General features: G+C 63.4%; 26 protein-coding genes. 8 read left to right on the plus strand and 18 right to left on the minus strand.

All coding sequences use genetic code 11. The features are described from left to right. Positions 1–23 precede the first annotated feature (23 nt). Complete coding sequence (locus ACX80A_RS03075; protein WP_459258202.1) at positions 24–437, plus strand: PLD nuclease N-terminal domain-containing protein; 414 nt, start codon at positions 24–26, stop codon at positions 435–437. A gap of 176 nt (positions 438–613) precedes the next feature. Here ACX80A_RS03075 and ccsB read toward each other — a convergent pair whose 3' ends face one another. The 5 genes from ccsB to ACX80A_RS03100 form a co-directional block, all read right to left on the minus strand. Next, complete coding sequence (gene ccsB, locus ACX80A_RS03080) at positions 614–1,639, minus strand: c-type cytochrome biogenesis protein CcsB (protein ID WP_459258203.1); 1,026 nt, start codon at positions 1,637–1,639, stop codon at positions 614–616. Beyond that, a complete protein-coding gene (gene resB / locus ACX80A_RS03085) occupies positions 1,639–3,342 on the minus strand; it encodes a cytochrome c biogenesis protein ResB (protein ID WP_459258204.1) in 1,704 nt (567 codons plus the stop codon). Before resB ends, ccsB begins: the two co-directional genes overlap by 1 nt. A 32-nt stretch (positions 3,343–3,374) precedes the next feature. Beyond that, positions 3,375–4,088, minus strand: a complete 714-nt coding sequence (locus ACX80A_RS03090) for a cytochrome c biogenesis CcdA family protein (RefSeq protein ID WP_459258350.1) — start codon at positions 4,086–4,088, stop codon at positions 3,375–3,377. Positions 4,089–4,187: 99 nt separating this feature from the next. Further along, positions 4,188–4,802, minus strand: coding sequence for a TlpA family protein disulfide reductase (locus ACX80A_RS03095; protein WP_459258205.1), 615 nt, complete (start codon positions 4,800–4,802; stop codon positions 4,188–4,190). 37 nt (positions 4,803–4,839) lie between these two features. After that, positions 4,840–5,517: a histidine phosphatase family protein gene (locus ACX80A_RS03100; RefSeq protein WP_459258206.1), complete on the minus strand. Its 678-nt coding sequence runs from the start codon at positions 5,515–5,517 to the stop codon at positions 4,840–4,842. A gap of 173 nt (positions 5,518–5,690) precedes the next feature. On the opposite strand from ACX80A_RS03100, the gene ACX80A_RS03105 reads away from it, so the two are divergent. Both ACX80A_RS03105 and ACX80A_RS03110 read left to right on the plus strand, forming a co-directional pair. Continuing rightward, positions 5,691–6,239, plus strand: a complete 549-nt coding sequence (locus tag ACX80A_RS03105) for a YceI family protein (protein ID WP_459258207.1) — start codon at positions 5,691–5,693, stop codon at positions 6,237–6,239. Positions 6,240–6,387: 148 nt separating this feature from the next. Beyond that, on the plus strand, positions 6,388–7,029 hold the full coding sequence (locus ACX80A_RS03110; RefSeq protein ID WP_459258208.1) for a hypothetical protein: 642 nt from the start codon (positions 6,388–6,390) through the stop codon (positions 7,027–7,029). A gap of 21 nt (positions 7,030–7,050) precedes the next feature. On the opposite strand, the gene ACX80A_RS03115 is transcribed toward ACX80A_RS03110, so the two are convergent. Then, complete coding sequence (locus ACX80A_RS03115) at positions 7,051–7,767, minus strand: redox-sensing transcriptional repressor Rex (protein WP_459258209.1); 717 nt, start codon at positions 7,765–7,767, stop codon at positions 7,051–7,053. 133 nt (positions 7,768–7,900) lie between these two features. Next, complete coding sequence (locus tag ACX80A_RS03120) at positions 7,901–8,182, minus strand: glutaredoxin family protein (RefSeq protein ID WP_459258210.1); 282 nt, start codon at positions 8,180–8,182, stop codon at positions 7,901–7,903. Positions 8,183–8,261: 79 nt separating this feature from the next. Here ACX80A_RS03120 and ACX80A_RS03125 point away from each other — a divergent pair, with 79 nt between their 5' ends. Then, on the plus strand, positions 8,262–9,086 hold the full coding sequence (locus ACX80A_RS03125; protein ID WP_459258211.1) for an HAD family hydrolase: 825 nt from the start codon (positions 8,262–8,264) through the stop codon (positions 9,084–9,086). Between the two features lie 58 nt (positions 9,087–9,144). Here ACX80A_RS03125 and ACX80A_RS03130 read toward each other — a convergent pair whose 3' ends face one another. The 4 genes from ACX80A_RS03130 to ACX80A_RS03145 all read right to left on the minus strand — a co-directional run bounded on the left by ACX80A_RS03130 (position 9,145) and on the right by ACX80A_RS03145 (position 11,527). Further along, positions 9,145–9,243, minus strand: coding sequence for a 30S ribosomal protein bS22 (locus tag ACX80A_RS03130; protein ID WP_003792170.1), 99 nt, complete (start codon positions 9,241–9,243; stop codon positions 9,145–9,147). A gap of 205 nt (positions 9,244–9,448) precedes the next feature. Then, positions 9,449–9,661, minus strand: a complete 213-nt coding sequence (locus tag ACX80A_RS03135; protein ID WP_459258212.1) for a helix-turn-helix domain-containing protein — start codon at positions 9,659–9,661, stop codon at positions 9,449–9,451. Between the two features lie 183 nt (positions 9,662–9,844). Beyond that, a complete protein-coding gene (locus tag ACX80A_RS03140; protein WP_459258213.1) occupies positions 9,845–10,294 on the minus strand; it encodes an ArsR/SmtB family transcription factor in 450 nt (149 codons plus the stop codon). A gap of 33 nt (positions 10,295–10,327) precedes the next feature. Then, entirely contained in the window at positions 10,328–11,527 is a 1,200-nt protein-coding gene (locus ACX80A_RS03145) for an acetoin utilization protein AcuC (protein ID WP_459258214.1), read from the minus strand. 129 nt (positions 11,528–11,656) lie between these two features. Here ACX80A_RS03145 and ACX80A_RS03150 point away from each other — a divergent pair, with 129 nt between their 5' ends. Further along, positions 11,657–13,069, plus strand: a complete 1,413-nt coding sequence (locus ACX80A_RS03150) for a TrkH family potassium uptake protein (RefSeq protein WP_459258215.1) — start codon at positions 11,657–11,659, stop codon at positions 13,067–13,069. Next, the gene (locus ACX80A_RS03155; RefSeq protein WP_171585775.1) at positions 13,062–13,730 is read left to right on the plus strand and encodes a potassium channel family protein; all 669 of its coding nucleotides are present in this window, start codon (positions 13,062–13,064) and stop codon (positions 13,728–13,730) included. The genes ACX80A_RS03150 and ACX80A_RS03155 overlap by 8 nt, the downstream gene beginning before the upstream one ends. A 55-nt stretch (positions 13,731–13,785) precedes the next feature. On the opposite strand, the gene proC is transcribed toward ACX80A_RS03155, so the two are convergent. From proC to trhO, 6 genes are all read right to left on the minus strand, one after another. Continuing rightward, positions 13,786–14,631, minus strand: a complete 846-nt coding sequence (gene proC, locus ACX80A_RS03160) for a pyrroline-5-carboxylate reductase (protein ID WP_459258216.1) — start codon at positions 14,629–14,631, stop codon at positions 13,786–13,788. 296 nt (positions 14,632–14,927) lie between these two features. Continuing rightward, positions 14,928–15,764, minus strand: a complete 837-nt coding sequence (locus ACX80A_RS03165) for a sugar phosphate isomerase/epimerase family protein (RefSeq protein WP_459258217.1) — start codon at positions 15,762–15,764, stop codon at positions 14,928–14,930. Next, positions 15,740–16,762, minus strand: coding sequence for a Ppx/GppA family phosphatase (locus ACX80A_RS03170; RefSeq protein WP_459258218.1), 1,023 nt, complete (start codon positions 16,760–16,762; stop codon positions 15,740–15,742). Before ACX80A_RS03170 ends, ACX80A_RS03165 begins: the two co-directional genes overlap by 25 nt. A 94-nt stretch (positions 16,763–16,856) precedes the next feature. Beyond that, a complete protein-coding gene (topA, locus tag ACX80A_RS03175; RefSeq protein ID WP_459258219.1) occupies positions 16,857–19,619 on the minus strand; it encodes a type I DNA topoisomerase in 2,763 nt (920 codons plus the stop codon). A gap of 237 nt (positions 19,620–19,856) precedes the next feature. Next, a complete protein-coding gene (locus ACX80A_RS03180; protein WP_459258220.1) occupies positions 19,857–21,446 on the minus strand; it encodes a DUF7059 domain-containing protein in 1,590 nt (529 codons plus the stop codon). Beyond that, complete coding sequence (gene trhO, locus ACX80A_RS03185) at positions 21,443–22,369, minus strand: oxygen-dependent tRNA uridine(34) hydroxylase TrhO (protein WP_459258221.1); 927 nt, start codon at positions 22,367–22,369, stop codon at positions 21,443–21,445. The genes ACX80A_RS03180 and trhO overlap by 4 nt, the downstream gene beginning before the upstream one ends. 98 nt (positions 22,370–22,467) lie before the next feature. Here trhO and ACX80A_RS03190 point away from each other — a divergent pair, with 98 nt between their 5' ends. Both ACX80A_RS03190 and ACX80A_RS03195 read left to right on the plus strand, forming a co-directional pair. Beyond that, on the plus strand, positions 22,468–23,118 hold the full coding sequence (locus tag ACX80A_RS03190) for a GNAT family N-acetyltransferase (RefSeq protein WP_459258222.1): 651 nt from the start codon (positions 22,468–22,470) through the stop codon (positions 23,116–23,118). A 50-nt stretch (positions 23,119–23,168) separates the two neighbouring features. Next, on the plus strand, positions 23,169–25,505 hold the full coding sequence (locus ACX80A_RS03195) for a DEAD/DEAH box helicase (protein ID WP_459258223.1): 2,337 nt from the start codon (positions 23,169–23,171) through the stop codon (positions 25,503–25,505). Between the two features lie 54 nt (positions 25,506–25,559). On the opposite strand, the gene ACX80A_RS03200 is transcribed toward ACX80A_RS03195, so the two are convergent. Then, a complete protein-coding gene (locus tag ACX80A_RS03200; RefSeq protein ID WP_459258224.1) occupies positions 25,560–25,934 on the minus strand; it encodes an Rv3654c family TadE-like protein in 375 nt (124 codons plus the stop codon). Position 25,935: the final 1 nt, after the last annotated feature.

The following is a 25,935-nucleotide window of genomic DNA, read 5'->3' on the forward strand; positions in this document are numbered from 1 at the left end:
GTTTACTCGCCTACAATTGACAGATGCCTCGCCTGTTGTTGTTTCTCATCCTCGTTGCGGTCGCCGTCATTGTCTACGCGCTGATCGACTGCATTATGACCAAGGCGCACTCGGTGCGCAGCATTTCCAAGCCAGCCTGGATCGCAGCGATCGTCCTGGTACCCCTGCTCGGCGCTGGGCTTTGGTTCCTGTTTGGACGCCCCCGCCCGAGCGGCACCCGCGGTCGTCAGCGTCCCGCTCCCCGGCATCCCACAGCACCCGATGATGACCCCCAATTCCTGCGGAACCTTGAGGCGAAGCGCCGCCAGGAGGCACGCGAGAAAGAGAACCGGCGCAAGGAACGCGAACTCCGCGCAGCGCAGGAGAAGAAGGCCCGCGAGGACCAGCAGAAAGACGACGGCGAAGCCGGCAACGAGCCGGGCGGCAAGACCGTCTGACCGTCGCGTTCAGCGCCGTCACCGGGCCGGGGAGGCAGCACCTGACGGGAGGTCCACCGGCGGATCGCGTTCGCCGTCGTCGTCAACGCCTCCAAATCGGTGAGCAACCCGGACTTTGGTGGCGGCTATACTCAGCACCGATGTCCAGGTTGACCCCCGCGGACCGGATTGCTCACTCAGGCGTAGCTGTGCAGGCCCGAGAAGTAGATGTTCACAATCGTGAAGTTGAAGACAATGCACAGGTAGCCGATGATGCACAGCCAGGCCGCGCGAGTACCGGTCCAGCCGCGGGTTGCCCGTGCGTGCAGGTAGCCGGCGAAGACCACCCAGATCACGAAGGTCCACACTTCCTTGACGTCCCAACCCCAGTAGCGACCCCAGGCTTCCTCTGCCCAGATGGCCCCAGCCATCAGGGTGAACGTCCACATCACGAAGGCGACGGCGTTGATCCGGTAGGAGAGGTTCTCCAGACTGAGCGCCGACGGAACCAGGCGCATGAAGGGCGCGCGGTCGGCGCCACCCGCAGCGAGCTTGCGGATCCGGCTCGTCTGAATGAGTTGCAGGACCGACATAGCGAACGTCAGGGTGAACAGCGCCGAAGCGGCCACCGCAACCGATACATGGATGATGAGCCAGTAGCTCTGCAGCGCGGGGACCACGTTGCCTGCCGGGGTGAAGAACCCGATCGTCGCGGCACACAGCATCACCAGGGTCAGGCCGATCACAAAGGTGCCCAGGAACCGGAGATCCTTGCGAATCAGCACCACGAGGAACACCAGCACCACGACCAGCGCACCGGTGGTGCAGAATTCGTACATGTTGCCCCAGGGAACCCGGTTCGTCGCCAGTCCACGGGAGACCACGCCCGCCGCGTGAATGACCGCGGCCACCACGGTCAGGACGACGGCGATGCGTGCCAGCTTCCGCTGGCCCGAGTAGTCCATCGCGTCGTCGGCGGTGGTGCCGTTGGTAACCCCGGTGGAACCGGCGCGGATGGTCGGCCGGCTACCCTGGTCGGCACCCACGCGCACAAGCCGCTCGGCTTCCTGTGCGGCGGCCAGATTCTCCTCGACCGCGCGGATCCGCTTGCTGCTCTTCACCAGGTCGAGCGTAAAGATAATGAACGCGACCGTATAGGTGAGGGCAGCGAGCAACATGAAGCGCTCGCTAAACTCCCCCAGGGTCTGATTAATTGTTGGCATTAGCTGTCCTTACCATTTCCTGCCTGGTGTGATGCGTGTTCGGTGGTGGTGCTGTCTGAGACGTCAGGCTTTCCATCGTGCTCCTCAACCCGGCCTTCCACCAGCCACCGCTCCCGCAGCGCCTTGTCGATGGCCGCCCCTTCGCCAATAAGCCGATGATCTTCACCGCGGGCCAGTAGCCCATACTCAACCATGATGCGACCATCGGGATGGGTCCCAGTGCGGACCCAGACCCGGCGTCGGCCGATGAACAGGGACGCGCTGAGCCCGGTCAGCGCCAGGGTGGCAAAGATGAGGGCACCCAACTGGCCCGGGTCGTGGCGGACGTCCACGGCAATGTAGCGATCCAGTCCGTCGAAGGTGATCGACCCTCTGCCTTCCGGCAGGTCGTAGGTCTGTCCCGCCCCAAGGACGATTCCGCCCTCGTCGCTGCTGCGGCTGTTGAGCTCGGTCAGGTCCTCGGTGTCCAGGACATAGACGCTGCGCGGTTCGCCGTCGTCGAGACCCAGGTCACCGTAATACGAGTTGAGGTTCAGCTGTGGGTTGAACGGGTCCGGGTCGCGGGAGAAGGCGACGCCGTCCTCACCAACGAACGCCGTCGGAAGGAAGAACCCAACGAAGCCCAGCTGGTCCGGCGCTGCATCGGGAGCCTTGATGACCATGAGCGAAGTGAATAACCCATCCTGCGGGATCGTGACCACCGGCCCCTGCATGGCAATGTCACCGTTGCCATCGCGGACAGTGACTACCGGCGCATACCCGTTGCCGACCAGGTAGATGCCCGTACCGCCGATACTCAGTGGCGAGTTGACCTTCAGGACCTGTTCCACTTCCTCTGCGCCAGGGCCATCCTTGGTGGTGACGTTGGCAGTGAAGTCGAGGGGTTGGCCGTAGTGGGTTTCCTGACGATCGAACTGCACATCGAACTTGTCGAGCCGCAGCGAATACGGTTCGAGTTGGCCAGCACTGAAGTTAGCGCCGGGGGTGAACGTGTCGTAGCCCACCAGGGTATTGACGAAGCTGTCGCCTTCCACAATGATTTTCTGCCCGCTGTAGCCGAACAGACCACCGAGCGCCACGGAGATCAGAACGCCGATCAGCGAGAAGTGGAACACCAGATTGCCGACCTCTTTGAGGAAACCGCGTTCGGCGCCCACCGAGGGTTGCGCCGATTCCATGTCACGCAGGTCCACCCGGTAACCACGCTTCCTCAGCATGGCCGCGGCGTCTGAGGCAGCTGAGGCTGCGGTGATCTGCGAGCCGCCGACCTGTGCCGCGGCGGGGAGAACGAGTGTCCCGTAAATCGGCATCCTGGAGAGCTTTCGGGGCGTCCGGGGCGGCTTCGACTTCATAGCCCGGCCGTGGGCGATGGCCCGCGGGATGACGCAACCGATCAAGGAAATGAAGAGCAGCAAATAGATGGCCGAAAACCAGACCGACGAGTACACGTCGAAGAGCTGGAACCAGTCGAGGATCGGCCCGGTGTCCGGGTTGTCCTGAATGTATTGGGTGACCACCGCCGGATTGGCCGGGCGCTGCGGGAACAGTGATCCGGGCACCGCAGCAACCGCAAGGAGGAGCAACAGAAACAGGGCTGTCCGCATGCTGGTGAGCTGGGTCCAGCCCCAGCGCAAGCTCCCGCGGACGCCAAGAGCGGGCAACGCGACATCTGGCTTGTCACGCTCGGGAGAATCGGGGGTCACTGTCTGCCCCCTTTCGAAATGGTCAGAAGTCATTAGATGGGAAGGGTCACCCCTCCGAGCCAGTTCTGTAGTTCATTGATCCACAGGTTCCAGACGCCGGTGGTCATGAGCACGCCGACCACCACCAGCATGCCGCCGCCGCCGCGTTGCAAGGACAGCCGGTGCTTTCTGAAGAAGGCCATCGCACCCATGCCGCGGCGAACCCCTAACGCGATCAACAGGAACGGGAGCCCCAGCCCCAGGCAGTAGACGAAGGTGAGGGCCGCCCCTTTGGCGGCGCTGGCGTCGTCGTTGGAGAACGCCAGCAGTTGCACAGCCGACAGGGTGGGGCCGATGCAGGGTGCCCAGCCCAGACCAAACGTCAAGCCGAGTAACGGGGCACCCCAGAGACCGGTTGGAACCTTCGTCCGCAGCTTCTTTTCGGTCTGGAACCAGGAAAAGCCGCCCATGAAGATCAGCCCCATCAACACCACCACGACACCCATAACGGGGATGAGCCAACTCTCGGAACCCACCATCCACGCCCCCAACTGGCCAAACAACGCACCGTATGCCATGAAAACCACCGAGAATCCGAGGACAAACAGCGCAATCCCGGTCAACATCCTGCCGCGCTTCTGTTGTTCAAGGTCGACGCCGGTAAGCCCCGTGACGTACCCCAGGTAGCCAGGCACCAAGGGAAGAACGCACGGGGACGCGAAGGAAACAAGCCCGGCGAGCAGTGCCACCGGTAATGCAAGGAGCATGGATCCATTCAGCACCGTATCGGCGAACACGTTGCTGGTGGCCAGCGGAACGGATCTACCGACGGCGGCGCTGAAATAGAGGGGAAAGGTCACAGTCGGTTACTCGGCCAACGCGGCTTCGATGAGGGCGCCGAGCGTACTTTTGTCGGCCAACCCGAGAATCCTCGCGGAGACGCGGCCTTCCCTGTCGATGACGAGGGTGGTGGGCACGGCCTGCGGAGGAACGTAGCTGGTCATGGCCAACAGCAGCCCACCGTCCTGATCATTGATGCTCGGGTAGGGAATGTCGAAGGTACGTTCGAACGCCTCGGCGGTATCTCTGGTGTCGCGGATATTGACCCCATAAAACTGGGCTCCCGCTGACTCGTGTTCCTCGTGCAACGCCACCAAATCGGGTGCTTCTTCGCGGCAGGGCGCGCAGGCGGCGTACCAGAAGTTCACTACGGTGACCTGACCAACCCAGTCCGCCGAGTCCACGGTGGTTCCGTCGTAGCTAGTTCCAGTGATGTCCAAGGGCTCGCCCCGTTCAGCCACCGAATACTCGGTCACCGAACCATCGCCGGCAATGTAGTTTTTGTTGTCGCCGACGACGGCTTGCTGAGCCAACGGATCGTCGGCGGCGCACGCTGAGAGGGCGATTGAGGCGGTTAGCCCAATGGCCAGCGCCACGCCCAGCTTCTGTAGGCGGCCGGCGGATCGATCAGTATTGTTCACAGCTTCTTCCACATTTCTACAACGTGTAGTAATACTATTATGCTCCCGGCAGGTTTGCTGCACCGGCCAAAAGGTCAGCGCCGGGCTCCTCGTAGCGCACCCCGGTCAGGCGCCCGGCGTCGAAATCGAGGGACGTAATCGAGGTCAGCGTGCATTCGCGTTCGCGGGGGTCATGCCAGAGCCTGCGGTTCTCCGCGGCGAGTCGCGAGACCCAGATGGGCAACTGGTGGCTCACCATAATCACCTCGGCTGGCCCTGCGGACCCGTCGGCTTCGATTTGCCCGACGGCGGCGCGCCGGGCGTCGTCAACAGCCGCCATCATCCGCCCGACCTGCTGACTGTAAGGCTCGCCCCAGGACGGGCGAAAGGGGTTGGCGAGCAGCGGCCAGTAGCGTGGATACCGCAACTGGCGGGCAACCTGGGCCATGCCCTCGAAACGGCTATAGGCCTCGATGACCCGGTCATCGGTCACAATATCAAGTCCAAGCTGCTCGGCGATGGGGGTAGCGGTCTCCTGCGCACGGGTCAGCGGGGACGCCACCAATCGGACGATGTGGGCGCCGTCGTTGACTCGCCCGGCGAAGTGTCCCGCAACCCGCTGGGCCATTTCCTGGCCCAGGGCGGAGAGGTGAAAGCTCGGCAGCCTGCCGTAAAGCACGCGCTCGGGGTTGTGGACTTCGCCGTGACGCACGAGGTGGACAGTAGCAAGGGACATGGGTCCAGTTTCTCAGAGTTCGGGCGGGCAGCTAAATCCGCCATGTCGGATTTATTTGAACATTTGAGTAACTTGGGGAATAATTGATGCAAATGCATGTTTATTAGAGGTGACGGCCTTCCGGCCGCCACGGCTGCATAACCCCAGACCGCATTACGATCAGGAGAACCATCATGGCAATTCCCACCGGACTGAACAACGGCACCTGGACCTTCGACGGCTCACACAGCGAGGTCGGTTTCAGCGTCCGGCACGCTGGCATCAGCAAGGTCCGCGGCAACTTCGACACCGTTGACGCCGCCCTGCACGTCGGATCCTCACTCAACGATTCCAAGGTCACCGCCACCATCCAGACCGCTTCCTTCAATTCCAACGACGCCAACCGCGACGGCCACGTACGCGGGGAAGACTTCTTCGATGTCGAGCGCTTCCCCAAAATGACCTTCGAGTCGACCTCCATCGAGGGCGCTGGCGAGACCTACCAGCTCGCAGGCAACCTGACTATCCGCGACGTAACCCTTCCCGTGGTCTTCGAAACCGAATTCAATGGCGTTGCAGTCGATCCGTTCGGTGCAACCCGCGCCGGGTTCTCCGGCAAGACCGTCATCTCCCGCAAGGACTTTGGTCTGACCTGGAATGCAGCACTAGAAGCCGGCGGCGTGCTCGTCGGCGATAAGGTGACCATCAACCTTGATGCGGCATTCGTAGCCCCGGCCAAGTAGTCATTTTCCGCTGGCGGCTGTCGCTCTCCATTGGAGGGCGACAGCCGCTTCCGTTTAATCCCACCGGCGCCCAACCCTCCGCGCTAGGGTTGGCTGTGTGACCCCACAGGGTTTGTACCAGTCCGTCTCTAATGAACAGGAACCGGCAATGAGCACACCTCCCAATGACCACAATTCCGGTCAGGACATGCCTCCGCGCAACAACCCAGAGACACAGCAGCCTGCCTCAGGACAGCTCGCGCCGGACGGCCAGGCGGCCCCCTATGGCTACCAGACAGCTCAGCCTTCCGCCTACAGCTACCCGGGGAACATGGGACAGGTGTCAGTGACGGAGAAGGGCGCTGCGCCGAAGGAAGTGGAGCGGGCCTTCTGGCTGATCATCGCGGCCGGTGTACTGAGCTTCATCTCGAGCATCATCGGCGTGCTATCCATCCCGACGCAGGGGCCTGCCGGGGGCGCTGGCATTGCGTTGACTCTGGTTTTCGCCGCTGTAGCCACCGGAATCTATATTCTGCTTGCGATCTTCATCCGCAAAGGTCACAACTGGGCCAGAATCACTGCAACCGTGCTGGCGGTACTTTCGGTCCTGTCCTACCTATTCGGCCTCCTATCGTTGTCAATGCTCGAGGGTAGTGACTTGCTGCAGGGGCAGGAACTCACGACTCCGGGGCCACTGGAGACCGGCATCGGGATTCTTGCTCTCGTACTTGGTGTGCTTGGGGTCGTTATGACCTTCCTGAAGCCGGCACGCCCATATTTCCAAAAGCAGATAGTTCCCGGTCAGTTCTAGGGGCAAGCAGCCCCTCAGAGACTACTGGGCGGTTCGGGTGCGGGAGTCGGCAGCACTGTCCGGCTCCTGCGCCCGCTGTGCGTGATAGGCAAGGATCTGCAGTTCGGTAGCCATGTCAACCTTCCGCAACTGGACGCTCGCCGGCACCTGCAACACCACGGGGGCGAAGCTCAGGATGCTCGTGATGCCTGCAGCGACCAGCCTGTCGCACAGCGATTGAGCCACGGCCGCGGGGACCGCTAGCACCGCCATATTGGCGCGGGTCCGTTCCAGCACCTGCTCCAGGTCGCCGATCGGGCTCACCCGCAGCCATCCGACTTCTGCCCCGACCACCAACTGGTCAGCGTCGAACAGGGAGACAATTTCAAAACCTCTTGATTCAAAGCCAGAGTAACCGGCCAAAGCCCGGCCGAGGTTGCCTGCCCCGATGATCGCCACGCGCCAGTCCAGGGTAAGCCCGAGCGCGGCGGAGATCTGCCGGTTCAGATATTGCACGTCATAACCCACGCCCCGGGTCCCGTAGGAACCGAGGTAGGACAAGTCCTTGCGCAGGATCGGTGAGTTGACACCAGCCGCTTCCGCCAGCCGATCGGAGGACACTCGTTCGGTTCCCTCGGCCAACAGCGAGGTGAGTGCCCGCAGGTAGATGGTCAGGCGCGTCAAGGACGCTGTCGGGATCTGCCGTGCGGCGGCACCGCTTCCCGACAGGTGTAGCTCTGGTACGTCCGGCGTCGTCACTTTCAATCGCTCCGTTTACTGTCCGCCCACCGCTTGACGGCGAGGCCATACGACGATGGACTGGCCGACGTCGTAGGTATCTCCACCTTAGGGCGCTTGGCGTGCGGCACAAAGCTGGCCATCCTGCGGTCGGTCACTGCGTGATGAGCCGACGAAGGCGCGCCCCGTCGATCTTCCAAAAGTCCCGTTGCACCCCATTGATAAGTAGTACGGGTATCTCCTCGGCAAACCGTTCCAACAACGCCGGCTCGTCGGCGGTCGAAACTTCGCGCCAGGGCACCCCTAGCTCGTCGCAGACCGAGGCGACCACAACCAAAGCGCCGGCGCACAAATGGCACCCGGGACGGGTCAGCAGCTCAACCGTCGGGGGGTTAGGACCGGGCGCTGGCCGCCCGGTCTGCGAAGGATTAGTCATGCCACTCAAGCTACCGCCTCACCATGCACCGTATGACATCACACCCCCTGACCGGGCTCAAGTGATTTAGACTCACACTATGTCCGCTGCCAGCACCGGGCCCCTGCGGGTCATTCCAGGGGTAGCCGCCACCCTCCCCGGACCGGGAGGCGACGCCGCCTTTTTCGACGTGGACAACACCCTGATGCGCGGCGCAAGTCTCTTCCATGTGGCGCGAAAAATGTATCAGCGTAAAGCGTTCACGCTTCGCTTTGCCAGTGGCCTGGCCTGGAAACAGCTACGCTTTGTGATGCGCGGGGAAAATATGACCGATATCAACTCGGTGCGCGACGCTGCGCTGGCCTTTGCTATCGGGATTGCGCACGAGGACGTCAAGGCGCTCGGCGAAGAAGTGTATGACGAAATGATCGCTTCGAAAATCTGGCCTGGAGCGCGCGCACTGGCTGAACAACACCTCAGGTCGGGTCGGCGGGTGTGGCTGGTCACCGGCACCCCGGTGGAGGTAGCGAGCGTTATCGCTAACCGCCTTGGGCTCACCGGGGCCCTGGGCACTGTCGGCGAGGTTGCCGACGGCTTTTACACTGGAAAGCTAGTGGGAGAATTCCTGCACGGCCCGGCCAAAGCGGTGGCCGTGCGCGCCCTGGCAGAAAAAGAGGGCCTGAACCTGCAGCGGTGCTGGGGATACAGCGACTCCTACAACGACATTCCCCTTCTGACCATCGTGGGGCACCCGGTAGCTATCAATCCGGATCGCAGGCTCCGGCGACATGCGCGTGACAATAACTGGCCCATCTACGACTTCCGGAGCGGCCGCCGGGCAGCGACCCTCGGTCTCAAAGCGGCCACGGGCGCCGGCGCGGTGTACGGACTGTGGCGAGGATTCACCAGGATGCGCGGCAGCTAGACAGCCCGTTAACAGTGGAAGGCCCGCCACCAGGGCGAGCCTTCCAACGAAAGTTTATCTACTTCTTATTGCGACGCTGGTGACGGGTCTTGCGAAGCAGCTTGCGGTGCTTCTTCTTGGCCATACGCTTGCGGCGCTTTTTAATTACTGAACCCATAAAGTCCTCACAAACTGATTTTCGGTTTCCGATACGCCGCCCGGGTGGGCGTCACGAACGGATGCTGACAATAACGCAACTACCTACGCGGATCGGCCCTTTCGCCACAAGGGCGCCTAGCCGATAGCGCGTAAAACGCTCCTTAACAGGGTACCGCTTATTGGCGGCACTCCCGACCGGCCCACTTGAAGCATCGCTTCACCGACTATCCGGCTTCCGACTGACCTTCGACGGCTGCACCTTTGACAAACTGTTCAACGGCCGATTCGGGAACCCGATACGAGCGGCCAAACCGCACTGCCGGCATCTCGCCCGCGTGAACCAGGCGGTACACGGTCATTTTGGAAACCCGCATCATGTCGGCGACTTCGGCTACGGTCAAAAATCTGACGTCAGAGAAATTACTCGCTTCTTCCATCCCACATTGCTCCTAACACTGAGGTCTGCACCCCCAACGTGTGCAATCTGAGGCGTGCCACATAGCAGCCGCACGGCGTGTCGTCCAGAATATCAAGGCTTCCCGCCATCACATACTGTAGTGGCTGCTGTGGCCAAAGTGAAAGTGGCGGGAGGTCACAATCCGGCGCCACACCGCGCGAGGCTAGTCCCGGCGGCGTCGAAGCTTGGGCAACTGCGCGAAGAGATCCGCCGCCCGCTCGGCCGCCCGCCCGACTGTGCGTCCGAAGGCAGGCTGACCGACAAGGTCTGTGGCCGGGTCGACAGCCGCTGCAAGCGCTGATGCATGGTGGTGTGCAAGTGCTGCCGTCTCCGGGGCCACCGACTGCGGGACAGATTGGTCAAACGATCCGAGCCATAACTCGATCTCGCGCAGTGGACCCGGCGTAAGGGAGTAGAAGCGACGTTGGCCCTGGGCACGCATCGACACTAGTCCCGCCTCGCGGAGCACTTTGAGGTGCTTGGACACGGTAGGCTGGCTGACTTCCAGTTCGATCACCAGTTCGCCGACCGCTTTATCTCCGGAACGCAGTGATCCGAGAATTTCGCGGCGGGTACCCTCCGCCACGACTGCAAACACATCCTCGATTACCATTCCATTACCCTAACGGCATATATGGGGTTGGTGCTAGTCAAACCAGGGGTCGAGTCCATGGAACGGGAAGACAGCCTTACGGGTCGCCATCACGGTGCGGTCGAGGTCGTCATTCGGGTCGTAGCCGACCTCCCATGAACGCCACCAGGTGTCTGCCCCATCCCCCATCAGCCGTGGCGCATCCGTGCCGTAGTGCTCCAGCACATGGGCGCGCCACGATTCAGGCACGGCCGTCTGCGGGCCGACCGGGGCTCCGGCGGCGACGGCGATTAGTGTCGACCAGGCGCGCGGGACAACGCTGGTGAGGTTGTATCCGCCCCCTCCGGTGGCGATCCACCGCCCCTCGCAGAGCCGGGCGGCAAGATCCCGAATACTGAGCGCCATCTCGCGCTGCGCGTCGATGCTGATCCTGAGATTGGTCAGCGGGTCGTCGACATGGCTGTCGCAACCGTGCTGGCTGAGGATGACCTCGGGCTGGAAAGCCTCGGCCAGTGGCGGGACCACTGCGTGAAACGCCCGCAGCAGCCCGCCGTCGCCAGTGAGAGTGGGCAGAGCGACATTGACTGCCGTACCTTCGGCGCGCGGGCCGCCCGTCTCATTGGCAAATCCAGTGCCGGGGAACAGACTCATCCCGGTCTCGTGCAGTGAAATGGTCATCACACGAGGGTCATTCCAGAAGATGCTCTGGGTGCCATCACCGTGATGGGCATCCACATCGATATAGAGAACCCGTTGCGTACCAGCGTCGAGCAGTCGCTGAATCGCGGCGGCGGCATCGTTATAGATGCAAAACCCGCTGGCCGCCGATCGGCCAGCGTGATGCATGCCACCCCCAAAGTTCACCGCGTGCACGGCGTGTCCACTGAGGACCGCATCCGCAGCTGCAAGTGACCCGCCGACCAGACGCGCGCTGGCCTCATGCATCCCCACAAACGCCGGATTATCCGGGGTGCCCAAACCAACGGCGGCATCAGCCTGATTAGGGTCGCTACCGGCTGTTCGCACCGCCGCAATATAGTCACCGCTGTGCACGGTACCCAACTCGACGTCGGTGGCGACGAAAGGTACCGCCAGTGTGACGCCCTCGCGGTTGAGGAGCCCCAGGTCAGCGGCAAGGCGCGCCGTGAGCGCCAACCGCTGCGGGTTCATCGGATGCGTAGGCCCAAAGTTATAGGCCAGCATGGAGTCGTCCCAGACAACGCTGGTGGGGAACGACGGGGATTCGCTACTCATCATTGACAGGCTACGTGATTTACTGGATGTCTGGACACGCTGGCCCGGTGAAAGTGGTTTACTACTCGAAGGTCATCTGGAGTGATCCATCCGAAGTCGAGACCGCGGAACCGGGGCAAAGCGAGCGCAATGGCAAGAGGACAGCCATCCTGGCTGCGGGAAGAGCAGAGCGTGTACCTCAGGGTGCTGGCTCGTATCCGGGATTTCATCGATGGTGTAGTCAATAGCTCGCCCGCGCGGGTAGCGTTAATCGTCTTTTTCGGCGTCGTCGTCGTCTTCACCGCGTTGCTCAGTCTGCCGATTGCCTCCAGCGACGGCACCGCTACCGCCCTCCACGACTCGCTTTTCACTGCCGTCTCGGCTGTCTGCGTGGTGGGCCTGACGGTCGTCTCGACTGCCGTCCACTGGTCATTCTTTGGCCAGCTGGTGATCCTGATCGGCATCTTCGTTGGCGGTTTGGGGACGCTGACGCTGGCATCCCTGCTTGCCCTGATGGTGAGCAAGCGCCTTGGCGTCCGGGGGAAACTCCTTGCCCAGTCCGCGATGAACAACGCCAGCCGGCTTGGCGAGGTGGGCACCCTGCTGCGGATCGTCATTACCACCTCGGTGGTGGTGGAGATTGTGCTCGCCCTCATGCTCATCCCGCGGTTCATGGTGCTCGGCGAACCTTTCTGGCTTGCCGTATGGCATGGCGTTTTCTATTCGATATCAGCCTTCAATAACGCTGGATTCACGCCTCATTCGGACGGGCTGGTGCCCTACGAAACTGACCTGTTCATCCTGGTGCCGTTGATGGTCGGCGTGTTTCTGGGCAGCCTTGGCTTCCCGGTGATCCTGGTACTCATCCAGTACCGCTTCCACGTCCGTAAGTGGACCCTGCACACCAAACTGACGATGAACGTGTCACTGATCCTCCTCGTCCTGGGCGCCGTCGCGTGGGGAGCACTGGAATGGTCCAATGACAGGACCATCGGAGGTCTCAGCGGCAGCGACAAGCTGATCCATGCCCTGTTTGCATCGGTGATGACCCGGTCGGGCGGTTTCAACCTGGTGGACCAGGCGGAGATGGATTTGACGACCATGCTGCTGACCGACGCCCTGATGTTTGCGGGCGGCGGGTCTGCTTCTACCGCGGGCGGCATCAAGGTCACCACGATCGCCGTGATGTTCCTGGCGATCGTGGCCGAGGCCCGCGGCGACTCGGATGTGAAGGCCTACGGCCGCAAGATTCCCGAAGGCGTGATGCGGGTCGCGATCTCCGTGATCTTCATGGGTGCCACCATTGTGCTGCTCGCGACCGGCGTCCTGCTGTGGATGACTGAAGAGGACCTCAACCGGGTGCTCTTTGAAGTGATCTCGGCGTTCGCTACCTGTGGGTTGAGCACCAATCTCAGCGCTGAGCTGCCACCCGAAGGCAAATACGTCCTTTCCGCCCTCATGTTCGCCGGCCGAATGGGAACCATCACCCTTGCGTCGGCGCTCGCCCTCCGACAACGCAGCACTCTGTACCACTACCCCGAAGAGAGGCCGATCATTGGCTGAAAGACCAGCACACAACGCCCCGGTCCTGGTGATCGGGCTCGGCCGCTTTGGCTCGGCCACCGCCGACCAACTGGTGAAGCAGGGCCGCGAAGTTCTGGCCATTGAACGGGACACCCAGCTCGTCCAGAAATGGTCGGGGGTGCTCACCCATGTGGTCGAGGCCGACGCCACCAACATCGATGCGCTTCGCCAGCTCGGGGCGCAGGAGTTCACAGCCGCCGTCGTCGGGGTTGGCACATCTATCGAATCAAGCGTGCTCATTACCGCGAACCTCGTGGACCTCGGCATCGATCATCTGTGGGTGAAAGCCATCACGCCAGCGCATGGCAAAATCCTGAAGCGGATTGGTGCCAATCACGTCATCTATCCCGAGGCTGACGCCGGGGTGCGGGCAGCGCATCTGGTCGGCGGGCGCATGCTGGACTTCATCGAGTTCGACGACGGCTTTGCGATCGTCAAGATGTATCCGCCCAAGGAGACACAGGGCTTCACCCTGGGCGAATCGGCCGTGCGGTCCAAATACGGGGTCACTGTGGTCGGCGTGAAGTCGCCCGGGGAGGACTTCACTTACGCGCGACCCGATACCAAGGTGACGAGCCGGGACATGCTGATCGTTTCCGGGCACGTCGACCTCCTGGAGCGGTTCGCGGCCCGCCCCTAGCTGACGACGTCGTGTGCGCCGTCGTCGGAACCCCCAGGTTAGGCGCGCTCGGGGTCTAGCTGCCCAATTCCTCCGTGATGGCCTGGGCACGGTTACTGGCCGCCCGCGCTCCAGCGGCGATGATGACCGGCAGATCCAACCGGTCGAACGTCGCGATGGCCTGCTCCGTGGTGCCATTGGGGCTGGTGACGGCACGGCGGAGCGCGGTGGGATCGGCATCCGGTTCGGCCAGCATGAAGCCAGCCCCTGCCACCGTTTCCGTGGCAAGGATTCTTGCCAGTCCCGGGTCCAATCCCAGCTCTACGCCCGCCGCCGCCATGGCCTCCGCAAGATAAAATACATAGGCGGGCCCCGAGCCGCTGACGGCGGAGAGAGCATCCACCTGTTCCTCGGGGATGTCGACGACGGTGCCCGCTGCGCTGAGAATCGCGCGCGTCTGGGCCATCAACGATGCGTCAGCATGGGTGCCCGCCGAGATGGAGAGCACGCCCTTGCCCAGGCGAGACGGGGTGTTGGGCATCGAGCGGATCACCGGCTGCCCGGCAGGGAGCGCAGCCTCCAGCATGGCCAGGGAGATGGCGGCTGCAACGCTGACGACCGTCGTCGTCGATCTCAGGGCCGGCCCGATATCCCGGGCCAGCTCAAGCGTGCCAACTGGTTTGACGCCCAGGATAACGACGTCGGCACTGGCGGCGGCACGGCGGTTCGCCGCCGGGTCCTCGGATGTAGCCAGCACAGTGATTCCATGCGACCGGCGGAGGTCGGCGGCGCGCTCGGCGCTCCGGACGGTGGCGGTCACCAGGCTCGGGGACATCCCACCGGCGAGAAGCCCGCCAAGAATCGCCTCATTCATGGATCCACAGCCAAGGAAGGAAATGGTGGGTTCAGTCGGGTTGCTCATCATCCCATCCTGCCACGGGGACATTCCCGGCGTTGTCCCAGCCTGCCGTGGCAGCAATGAGGAAAAAATAACAGTACACTCGTTATTGCCTGAATAAGGTGCGAGAGATGACGGTCAGACTTTCCTTGGTCTGATCGTCAGGTGCCGGTGAACGACGCAGGATTGCCCCCCACTTTCCTGGACTGCTCACCGGCACCGTCTGTCCGACACATTGAGCTAACAGGTGCCTCCCTGCTAACTCACAAATAGTTGTCCTAATGTTGGTAACACCTCCTAGAGGTGCGAGTGATGAACCGTCAGGTTTCCTTGGCCTGACCCAGGTGCCGTCGAGCAAAAGCGAGTGTGTCCCCCAACCACTTGTCCCGCTCGTCGGCACCTTTCGCTTTTCTGGTGCTCACTTCGACCGCGACGACGCCGCTGAAGCCTGCACCAGCCAGGAACTGCAGCGACTCGGCGCAGCGCTGTGTTCCCTGGCCCGGGAGCAGATGTTCGTCTTTCCCGTTGGGGGTGCCGTCGGTCAGGTGCACGTGGGATAGCCGGTCGCCCAAGATACGCATCTCGTCCAGCGAGTCCATCCCGGCGATCGCCGCATGGGAGAAGTCCCAGGTGATTGCCTCATAGGCCTGCGGCACCGGGTTCCAGTGCGGCAGGTAGGCCTTGGCTTCACGCCCCCGCACCCGCCACGGATACATGTTCTCGACGGCGATCGTCACCCCATACTCGTCAGTAATGCGCCGCACTCCCTCGGCGAAATTCTCCGCGTAGCCGCTCTGCCATCTAAACGGCGGGTGGACTACCACCGTCGTCGCGCCAACCTCGGCCGCCATCGCTGCTGACATTTCCACTTTGGTCCACGCCTTGCCCCAGACCTGCTGCGTGAGCAGGAGAGTGGGCGCATGGATGGCCATGATCGGCTGGTCATATTGGCGGCTGAGCGCGCTGAGCTTGTCAGGGTTCTGGCTCACATGGTTGTTGGTGACCATCACTTCGACGCCGTCGTACCCGAGGCTGCGGGACACAGCGAATGCCTCGTGGACCGCCAATGGATAGACGGACGCACTGGATAGTGCCACCCGCACATCATTACGCTCCGGTGCAGCGTCCCCGTTCACAACGCCGCGCGTCCTGCCCACGGTTCATCCTGGAGGGCTGAACTCAGTTTCACGTGGCCCACGCCGACCGCGGGCATCGGTTCCTGTGCTTCGAACATCAAAGTGTCAAACCTGCGAAGCAGCAGGCCTTCGCGCAGCGCCCACGGGCAGATCCCCACGCTGTCCACTCTGAACGCTTCCAGGGCTGCCTCGGCCACCAAGGCTCCTGCCAGGACCTGAGCGGAGCGAGTTTCCGAGACGCCGTCGAGATTCACGCGGTCACTCACCGACATCGCCGCTAACCGCTTGGTCCATAAGGACAGATCCTCCAGGCGCAGTTCCCGACGTACAAAGGGTCCTGCAGCGGAGGGTGCGGCGCCTGCCAGCCGGGCCAGGGACCGAAAAGTCTTCGACGTGCCAGCCACCAACTGTGGTTCGCCGAGCGCGCTGAACTTCGCGGCGGCTTCCTTCATGGTGGCGCGGACGTACCGGCGGAGGCTTTTCACACTCTTCGCGGTCGGCGGGTCTTCCGAGAGCCAATCCCGGGTCAGCCGGCCAGCGCCCAGCGGCACCGAAATGGCAACCTCTGGCAGCTCATCCTCGCCCATCGCCATCTCGAAGGAGCCGCCACCAATGTCGAGGTTCAGAATGGACCCGGCGCTCCAGCCGTACCAACGCCGAACCGCCTGGAAGGTCATGGCTGCTTCCTGGTCCCCAGTGAGTTCCTGCAACACCACAGCAGTTTCCGACCTGACCCGCTGCAGCACTGCTTCCCCGTTGGCTGCCTCGCGGATCGCCGAGGTGCAAAAGGCCAGGAAATCCTCGGCGCCGTGGCGGCTGGCGAACTTCCGGGCGTCCTTCACGAATGCGATCAGCTCGCGTTGACCACGATCGGTGATGGCACCGGAGTCGTCCAGATGCGCAACGAGCTGGAGCGGCCGCTTGTGGGAGGCGAAGGGCACTGGGCGTGCCCCAGCATGTGCATCCACCAGGAGCAGGTGCACAGTATTTGATCCGATATCCAAAACGCCTAGACGCATGATTCCATTATTCTCGTCGATACTTTCGTTGACGACGCGCCCCACGGCGTCCTGTCCCTCTTGCGGGCCTGGCTGAGAATCCCCGTCACCAGCACTACTTGCGCGCTGCGACCTTGCGCTTGGCCGGCGCACGGCTTGCAGTCTTCTTAGGTGCCGGTCCCTTGGCCCGCTTCTCCGCCAACAGTTCCAGTGCCACCTCACGGGTGAGCTCCTCAATGGCCGTCGAGCGAGGCACGGTGATGTTGGTGATCCCGTCGGTGATGTAGGGGCCGAACCGGCCGTCCTTGACCACCACCGGCTTCTCGGACACCGGGTCGTCGCCGAACTCGGCGAGCGGCGGCGCCGCAGTCCGGCCACCTCGCTGCTTGGGCTGCGAGTAGATCTCCAGTGCCTGCTCTAGGGTGATGGTGAAGATTTCCTCCTCCGACCCGATGGACCGCGAATCAGTCCCCTTCTTCAGGTAAGGACCGAACCGGCCGTTCTGGACCGTGATCTCCTTGCCTTCTGCGTCTGTTCCGAGCACCCGCGGAAGATTCATCAGCTTCAGGGCGTCGTCGAGCGCCACCGTCTCCAGCGTCATGGAAGCGAACAGGGAACCCGTTCGGGGCTTTTCCTTGACCGGCTTCCTGGGCGGCTTGGGCTTGCCGTTCTTGTAATACTCGACCGGCTGCTTCGCCAGCTCTTCCTCCGTCACCTCGGGGATGAGCTCAATGACATACGGTCCATAACGACCGTCCCTCGCCACGATCGAGCGGCCCGTCTGAGGGTCCTCGCCGAGAACCCGTTCTTCGGTGCCCGAAGAGTTCATCAATTCGATGGCCTTCTCGACGGTCAGCTCATCAGGGGCCAGATCTTCCGGAACGTTCGCGCGCTGCGGCTCGGTTCCCTCCTCGGCGTCGGCCGGGAGCGGTTTCTCCAGGTACGGTCCGAACTTACCGACGCGCAAGGTGATGCCCTCGGCGATCTCGATCGAGTTGATCTTGCGTGCGTCGATCTCGCCCAGGTCATTGACGATGGTGTGCAGTCCGGTGACCTTACGGTCCCCGTAGTAGAAGTGGTTCAACCAGTCGACTCGGCCCGCCTCGCCGCGAGCGATACGGTCGAGGTCCTCCTCCAGTTCTGCGGTGAAGTCGTAGTCAACGTAATCGTGGAAGTGCTCCTCCAGGAGCCTGACCACCGAGAATGCGATCCAGCTGGGGACCAGGGCCTGCCCACGGGTCCGCACGTACCCCCGGTCCATGATGGTGGAAATGGTCGCTGCGTAGGTCGAGGGCCGGCCGATACCCAGCTCCTCCAGCACCTTCACCAGTGACGCTTCGGTGTAGCGCGGGGGCGGTGAGGTCTCGTGCCCGACGGCGGTGACCTCCTCGGCACCCAGCTTGTCGCCCGCTGTGAGGTTGGGAAGCCGGGCTTCCCGACCGCCGTCGTCAGTCGCATCCTGCTCGTTGCGGCCCGCGTCCTTGCCTTCCTCGTAGGCGGCCATGAAGCCGCGGAAGGTGATGACCGTACCGGAGGCCGAGAACTCGGCGTCGCGGGTCTTTCCGTCAGGGCCGGCCGCCAGCGCGCCGAGTCGGAGAGTGGCGGTGGAACCCTTGGCGTCGGCCATTTGGGACGCGACGGTGCGCTTCCAGATAAGTTCATACATGCGGAATTCGTCCCCCCGGAGCTGGCCCGCCACCTGGGCCGGGGTGCGGAAGGAATCCCCCGCTGGGCGGATGGCCTCATGGGCTTCCTGGGCGTTCTTCGATTTGCCTTTGTAAACGCGGCGGGCGTCAGGAACGTACTCGGCGCCGTACAGTTCGGACGCCTGACGACGGGCGGCGTTCACTGCCTGGTCCGAGAGCGCGGGCGAGTCGGTACGCATGTACGTGATGTAACCGTTTTCGTACAGACGCTGGGCAACCTGCATGGTGACCCGGGAGGAAAACCGTAGCTTCCGCGCGGCTTCCTGCTGCAGGGTCGACGTTGTGAACGGTGCCGCGGGCCGACGCGTGTAGGGCTTGGTATCCACTGACCGGACAGCGAACTCGGAGTTCTGCAGTTCGGCTGCCAGTGAACTGGCCGTCTCGGCGTCTAGCCGTGCCACAGTCGATGACTTCAGTTCACCGAGGTCGGTGAAGTCCTTGCCGGTGGCCACGCGTGAACCGTCGAGGCTGACCAATTTGGCGCCGAACGACTGACGTTCGTCGCCGCTTTGCGGTGAAAACGTACCGGTGAGGTCCCAGTAAGATGCGGCGCGGAAGGCCATCCGTTCGCGTTCGCGTTCAACCACCAGCCGCGTGGCGACCGACTGCACCCGGCCGGCGGAAAGGCCGCGGGCCACCTTGCGCCAGAGCACCGGTGAAATTTCGTAGCCGTACAGGCGGTCAAGGATACGACGGGTTTCCTGGGCGTCCACCATGGGAATGTCGAGTTCCCGCATTTCCAGCAGGGCGCGCTGGATGGCTTCCTTGGTAATTTCGGGAAAGGTGAGTCGGTAAACCGGGACCTTGGGTTTGAGGACCTCCAGAAGGTGCCAGGCGATGGCTTCACCCTCGCGGTCACCGTCAGTGGCGAGGTAGAGAGCTTCGGCGCCTTTGAGGGCGGCCTTGAGCTCGGCGACGGTCTTCTTCTTGTTGGCGGAGACCACATAGTAGGGCTCGAAGTCGTTGTCCAGATCCACAGCGAACTTGCCGACACCGGTCTTTTTCAGCTCGGTGGGCAGGTCTGAGGGCTGGGGAAGATCCCGGATGTGCCCCATGGACGCCGTGACCTCGAAGCCCTCGCCAAGATAGCCCGCAATGGTCTTGCTTTTCGCGGGTGACTCAACAATGACGAGCTTGCGGCCGGGCTTCTTGTCCGTTGCCTTAGTGGGCACTTCTCTCCTATATATAAGGTAAAGCTGAATGGGTAGCGTTTCAGCGGTAGTCGTACCGGGGGACCCCAGCGATCGGACCCCACACCCTTCACAGTATGCGCTATGCGTTCCTGCAATAGGGTAACGGCTCCGGTGTACCAGTGCTCACACACGGGGGGTAACTGTGCACAAACTCTCCTCACCCGGGGCCACCCGGCGACCCCGCTGCGGGGCCGGGATCCGCCGGGTTTCCGGGGGTCAGGCCTCTACCGGAATCAGGAATCCGTTCACGACGAGCTCGCGGACATCGGACAGCAGCGCGGCCCGGAGGGTGTCGTCGTCCTGGCCCAAAAGGGCCCCGAGTGCGATGGCGATCTGGCCGGCCGACAGCTCGCCGTCGCAGGCAGACACGAACCCAGCCAGCTCGGTGCTGAGCAGGGTGGTGCGCCGGAATCCGGCCCCCTGGCGCAGCAGGATCACACCGGGATGTTCCGCTCCCGGACGTTGGTGGCGTTCCTCGGTGACATCGTCGGCCACCATCAGGTGCTGATGGGCGAAGTCCCCGGCGTGGGACACGGTCCAGTCATGCCGGGCGACGGCTGCCGCGACGTGCGGAGCGATAGGCTGCTCGAGCGCGTGGGTGATTTCCTCGAAACGGCTCAGCGGTGCCGAGGCCTGCCGGGAGCGGAGCAACACCGAGCCGAAGCCAATGAATTCAACAGCCCGGGACGCGAAATCGTCCAGGTAGGCGGCGTAACGGTCAGCGAACCGGACTGGGTCCCGGGATTCAGCGGCGTCCCGCAGCCACGTCTGGGCATAGTCCGACGGTGAAAGCTGTTCCCGTTGAAGGACCCAGCAGTCCACCCCTGCGGGGATCCAGGTCTCGATCCGGTCATGCCAACGACCACCCGCGGGAATCTCCCAGTTGCCCAGCAGTTGGGCTGTGCCGCCCCGAGCAAGGATGCTGGGAAGCTTTTTGATCAAGGTGGAGACAATGTCATCGCCCGGCAGCCCGCCGTCGCGGTAGGTGAACTGGCCGTCAAGGGTTTCGCCGGACTCGCGCGGCGTGATGACGAATGGCGGGTTGGAGACTGCCAGGTCAAACGTCTCCCCTGCCACAGGTTCCAGTAGGCTCCCCTGGCGGAGGGTCACCCGCGCGCCGAGATCCGCCGGGTCAAGGCTGAGACGGTCGGCGTTCAGCAGAAGGTTGAACCGGGTGAAGGCGAGCGCCCGGGCCGAGACGTCGGTGGCGGTGACGTGCTGCGCATGGCCGAGGAGGTGGAAGGTCTGGATCCCGCACCCCACCCCGAGGTCCAGGGCACGATCCACTGCCGGCCGAATGGTCAGCTGGGCTAAGGTGAGCGAGGCCTGGCCGATCCCGAGGACATGATCTCGGCGGAGGACTCCGGGGCGTTGATGCTGGCCGAGGTCGCTGGCGACCCAGAGGTCCCCGCTTGCGTCGGACGAGTAGGGGCGCAGATCAACGATCGCCCGCCACCCGCTGGCGTCAACGCGTTCCGCAAGACCCAACCTGCCCAGTCCGTCGGGTGTGGTGCGGGGAAAGGCCCTGCCCAAATGTGCGTCGGGTACCGGCTCGCCGAGCAGCCAGAGGAGCACCGGAGCCGTCCGCTCAGCCCCGGTGGTTGTCCCCGGCTGACGGCAGGCGAGCAGCGCCGGAATCAGCTGGTCTTTCTCCAACGCTTCCCAGGCATCGAGTCCGATCAGGTCCGCGACGCCGTCGACAGTGTAGGTCAGCGCCCGGAGATCGGCGCGGAGTCGTTCCAGGAGGGCGGGGTCACTGCTGAGTGGGGCGTCATGGACGTCAGCGGTGAACTCGGGGTGCGTCACACGGCACCCGCGGCTGTGGCCTCGGCCTCGTCGGATTCGCAACCCTGGGGGCAGCGAAGCGTCGACGGGGACGCCGCGCAGGTGGCGCAGTAGAGGGTGAGGTTACGGCAGGAAAGGTTGGTGCAGTTCTCAAACTTGTTGGTCGGCGTCTCACACCGGACACATTTACCGATGGTTTTGGCGTCCTTCGAGAACTCGACGTGCATGCGTTTGTCGAACACGTAGAGCGAACCCTCCCAGAGGCCCGCGTCGCCGTATTCCTCGCCGTATCGCACGATCCCGCCGTCAAGCTGATACACCTCGGTGAAACCTCGGTTGATCATCAGGCTGGACAGGACTTCGCACCGGATGCCCCCGGTGCAATAGGTGACCACCGGTTTGTCCTTGAGATCGTCATACCTGCCGGAGTCCAGTTCGTTGACAAAATCCTGCGTGGTTGCGACGTTGGGAACAATGGCGTTCTTGAACCGGCCGATCTGCGCTTCGAGGGAGTTGCGGCCGTCAAAGAAGACCACTTCGTCGCCGTCGGCCTTCTTCGCCTCGACCAGGCGGTGCAGCTCGGCTGGCTTCAGATGCGTTCCGCCGCCCAGCACGCCGCCGTCGTCGACCTTCAGTTCGCCAGGGGCGCCGAAGGACACGATTTCATCCCGTACCTTGACGCTTAGCCGGGGAAAGTCGGCCGCCCCGCCCTCCGACCATTTGATGTCCATCTTCTTGAAGGCCGGATATTCGCGGGTCGCTTTCACGTACTGCTTCATCGCGTTCAGCTCGCCGCCCACCGTCCCGTTAATACCGTCCTTTGACAGCAGGATGCGGCCGCGGAGGCCGAACTTCTCGCAGAGGGCGCGCTGCCATAGGCGGACCGCCTCCGGATCGGACAGCGGGGTGAAGACGTAATAGAGCACAATGCGGTTCATGGACACGCATTTAAGCATAACGGCCTGCTGTCGGGCAGGTCTCAAATCAACTACGGCTGGTACTTCCTATGTTCAATGGAAGCCGTACAAACTATGGTCATTCCATGAGTGCACATCTGTCGAGGGAATTGTTGGCCACGTGGATTTCCGGCTGGTCCTCCTGCCGGGATTATCAGCCGCACGACGACGGCCGCACCGTGTCCGTTTCGTTGACGGATAATGGCAATCAGCAGGAGCATTTCCTCTATGACCCAACCGATGAGCAGGCTCTGGAGCTCGCCGCCGAGACGAAAGCCGATCCGAACCGGCTGCTCACCGTGGTGACCACCCGAATGGACGATCTGCTCGCCACCCTCAACCCGCTGAGGATGAGAGTCATCGACAACCGGCAGGCGCTGATGACGGTGAATATGGATGGACAGGACGTCGAAGATCCTCGGCCACCGGACGACCTGTTCTCGCTCACCCATCTGCGTGAACCGTCGTGCCGCCGGGTGATCGTCACCGTCGATGGTAAGGAAGCTGCCCGTGGATCGGTGGCGGTGGAGGATGGCTTCGCCGTCTACGACCGGATCATCACCGCTGAGCAGTATCGCCGCCGCGGCCTCGGCAGCTATGTGATGCGGGCGCTCACCTCGGCCGTCCTGGAGGACGACGTGGAACACGGGCTTCTGATGGCATCGGCCGACGGGCAGGAGCTCTACCAGTACTTGGGCTGGCAGCACCTGGCTGACGTGTTTGTAATACGCGCCTGACCGCACGGGCCCGGCGGGGTGACAGGTCTGCGGAGTGACACAATGGCAACGTGGCACTACATGACTCCCTGGTCCCCTTACTCGGCGGAGGTGCCGAACCAGAGCAGCTGGTTCACGTGCGGGAGATCCCGGCCCGGAAAGCCATCACGCAGCCCTGGCCGGACTGGGCGCACCCGGACATCATCGCCGCCTACGGGGCGCTGGGCGTGACCACCCCGTGGCGGCATCAGGTTGTGGCGGCCAATACGGCCCACCGCGGCAGACACACGATTGTGGCCACGGGCACGGCATCGGGTAAGTCGCTCTGCTACCAGTTGCCCGTGTTGGACGAAATTCACCGGACGGCCCTGGGCGAACGGGTGTCGCTCGAACCGACCGGTTCGGTGGCTCTCTACCTAGCCCCCACCAAGGCGCTCGCCGCTGACCAGCTGGCGGCGGTGAAGGCACTGAAGATCCCAACCGTTCGTGCCGAGACCTACGACGGCGACACCGCCCCCGCAGCACGTCGCTGGATCCGGGACCACGCGAACCTGGTGCTGGCGAACCCCGACATGCTGCACTACGGGATCCTGCCCAACCACGCATGGTGGGCACGATACTTTCGACGCCTGAAGTACGTGATCATCGACGAGGCCCACAGCTACCGCGGGGTCTTCGGCTCCCACGTGGCCAACCTCCTGCGGCGCCTACGGCGGGTCTGCGAATACTATGGCGTCTCCCCCGTGTTCATCGGCGCCTCCGCGACGTCAGCTGATCCTGCGGTTTCCTTCGGAAAGTTGATTGGTGGCGAGGCGACGCCGGTGGTGGAGGACAGTTCCCCGCACGGGTCAACGACTGTAGCCTTCTGGGAGCCCGCGCTCACCGAACTCAGGGGCGAGAACGGGGCGCCCAAACGGCGGACCGTTATCGCTGAGACCTCCGATCTGTTGGCGAACCTGGTTTCCGCCCAGGTCCGGACGATCGCGTTCATCAAGTCACGGCGAGGAGCGGAAGGCATCGCCGCCACAGCGAAGCGCCTGCTCCACGAGGTTCATCCGAGCCTGCCCAGCAGGGTGGCCGCGTACCGGTCGGGCTATCTCCCGGAGGAGCGCCGGGAACTGGAGTCGGCGCTCCGCAACGGACGTCTTCTGGGGGTGGCGAGCACCCCCGCCCTTGAACTCGGCATCGACATTTCCGGGCTGGATGCCGTGCTGGTCGCCGGCTGGCCCGGCACCCGCGCCTCGCTCCTGCAACAGATCGGCCGGGCCGGTCGGTCCGGTCAGAACGCGCTTGCCGCCTTTGTCGCGAGCGATGACCCGCTCGACACCTACCTGGTGCACCATCCGGAAGCGGTGTTCGACGTCGGGGTCGAAGCGACGGTGTTCGACCCGACCAACCCCTATGTGCTTGGCCCGCACCTGTGTGCCGCAGCGGCCGAGTTGCCCCTCGCGGCGGCGGAGTTGGGCCTTTTCGGTGCTGGGGTTGAAGATCTCCTCGCGAAATTGGTGAATCAGGGCTTCCTCAGGCAGCGGCCTGCCGGCTGGTTCTGGACCCACCCGCAGAGCGCTGCCGGGATGGTGAATTTGCGGGCCGACGGCGGCGGTCCCATCAGCATTGTGGAGACCGGCACGGGCACCATGCTGGGCACCATGGATTCACCACAAAGCCACTATCAGGCTCATGCCGGCGCGATCTATGTGCATCAAGGCCAGACCTATGTGGTGGACGAACTCAACGAGCAGGATCACTGTGCAATGGTCACCAGGTCCAATCCCGATTACTACACCCAGGCCCGGGACATCACTGAAATTGAGGTGATCGGGGCCAGCCGGACGCAGGACTGGGGTGGGGTGCAGATCCGGTTCGGCGAGGTGCAGGTGACCACACAGGTAGTGTCCTTCCAGCGGAAAGCCTTCGTCTCCAACGAAATCCTGTCAGAAGAGGCATTGGAGCTTGGCGCGCGTGACCTTCACACCAAGGCGGTCTGGTTTGAGTTTGACCAGCGGCTCCTCGAGGACGGCGGTCTGACCGCCGCCGACCTTCCGGGCGCATTGCATGCGGCTGAACACGCTGCCATTGGGCTGCTCCCCTTAGTCGCGTCGAGTGACAGGTGGGACATCGGTGGGGTGTCGACCGCCCTGCATGCCGACACAATGCTGCCCACCATTTTCGTCTACGACGGTCACCCGGGCGGGGCGGGGTTCGCCGAACGGGGGTACGAAGCGGTGAGGATCTGGATCCGGGCCACCCTGGACGCGATTACGGCCTGCGAATGTGACACCGGCTGCCCCTCCTGCGTCCAGTCGCCCAAGTGCGGCAACCGGAACAACCCCCTCAGCAAGTCCGGCGCTGCAGCACTGCTGGCCCTGATGCTGGTCCAGGACCCAGCCGCGCGTCTGGCTGACTAACTAATTAGGCTGGCTGCCTGACTGCCTGACTCAGGGTGGCGCCATCTTCCGACTCTAGGGTGGCGGCCCTGCGCGCGCCCGTCCCGTTGCATCCGGGAGGAGCGGGTACCCGGCGACGCCGTTTACCTTCAGGCTGGTCCGCACTTCAACAATGGTGCCCGCCGGGCCGTCCCGGTCGCACGACCGCAAAGATGCACCGTGGGCGGCAGCCGTTGCCGCTGCCACGGCACAGGGATCTCCGGGGATCAGGCCCCGTGACGCATCAGCGGCGGCGAGCGCGGCGAGATCCGCTGCGGTAGCGGCCTGGGCCGCCGCCGTCCCAGCCTGCGCGAGCACGACCACCGCTGCAATCAGCGTGATCACGACCAAAGCGAAGCCGCACGCCAATACCGTACCGGCCCCGGTTTCCGTTCGAGGTCCTCGCGTCATC

It is taken from the genome of Arthrobacter sp. TMN-50 (assembly GCF_054511125.1).

Bases quoted from the DNA above. Each gene is read 5' to 3' on its own strand.
- ACX80A_RS03075 (WP_459258202.1), top strand. From the start codon at position 24: ATGCCTCGCCTGTTGTTGTTTCTCATCCTCGTTGCGGTCGCCGTCATT.
- ccsB (WP_459258203.1), bottom strand. From the start codon at position 1,639: ATGCCAACAATTAATCAGACCCTGGGGGAGTTTAGCGAGCGCTTCATG.
- ACX80A_RS03090 (WP_459258350.1), bottom strand. From the start codon at position 4,088: ATGCTCCTTGCATTACCGGTGGCACTGCTCGCCGGGCTTGTTTCCTTC.
- ACX80A_RS03100 (WP_459258206.1), bottom strand. From the start codon at position 5,517: ATGTCCCTTGCTACTGTCCACCTCGTGCGTCACGGCGAAGTCCACAAC.
- ACX80A_RS03105 (WP_459258207.1), top strand. From the start codon at position 5,691: ATGGCAATTCCCACCGGACTGAACAACGGCACCTGGACCTTCGACGGC.
- ACX80A_RS03110 (WP_459258208.1), top strand. From the start codon at position 6,388: ATGAGCACACCTCCCAATGACCACAATTCCGGTCAGGACATGCCTCCG.
- ACX80A_RS03120 (WP_459258210.1), bottom strand. From the start codon at position 8,182: ATGACTAATCCTTCGCAGACCGGGCGGCCAGCGCCCGGTCCTAACCCC.
- ACX80A_RS03125 (WP_459258211.1), top strand. From the start codon at position 8,262: ATGTCCGCTGCCAGCACCGGGCCCCTGCGGGTCATTCCAGGGGTAGCC.
- ACX80A_RS03130 (WP_003792170.1), bottom strand. From the start codon at position 9,243: ATGGGTTCAGTAATTAAAAAGCGCCGCAAGCGTATGGCCAAGAAGAAG.
- ACX80A_RS03135 (WP_459258212.1), bottom strand. From the start codon at position 9,661: ATGGAAGAAGCGAGTAATTTCTCTGACGTCAGATTTTTGACCGTAGCC.
- ACX80A_RS03140 (WP_459258213.1), bottom strand. From the start codon at position 10,294: ATGGTAATCGAGGATGTGTTTGCAGTCGTGGCGGAGGGTACCCGCCGC.
- ACX80A_RS03145 (WP_459258214.1), bottom strand. From the start codon at position 11,527: ATGAGTAGCGAATCCCCGTCGTTCCCCACCAGCGTTGTCTGGGACGAC.
- ACX80A_RS03150 (WP_459258215.1), top strand. From the start codon at position 11,657: ATGGCAAGAGGACAGCCATCCTGGCTGCGGGAAGAGCAGAGCGTGTAC.
- proC (WP_459258216.1), bottom strand. From the start codon at position 14,631: ATGAGCAACCCGACTGAACCCACCATTTCCTTCCTTGGCTGTGGATCC.
- ACX80A_RS03170 (WP_459258218.1), bottom strand. From the start codon at position 16,762: ATGCGTCTAGGCGTTTTGGATATCGGATCAAATACTGTGCACCTGCTC.
- ACX80A_RS03190 (WP_459258222.1), top strand. From the start codon at position 22,468: ATGAGTGCACATCTGTCGAGGGAATTGTTGGCCACGTGGATTTCCGGC.
- ACX80A_RS03200 (WP_459258224.1), bottom strand. From the start codon at position 25,934: ATGACGCGAGGACCTCGAACGGAAACCGGGGCCGGTACGGTATTGGCG.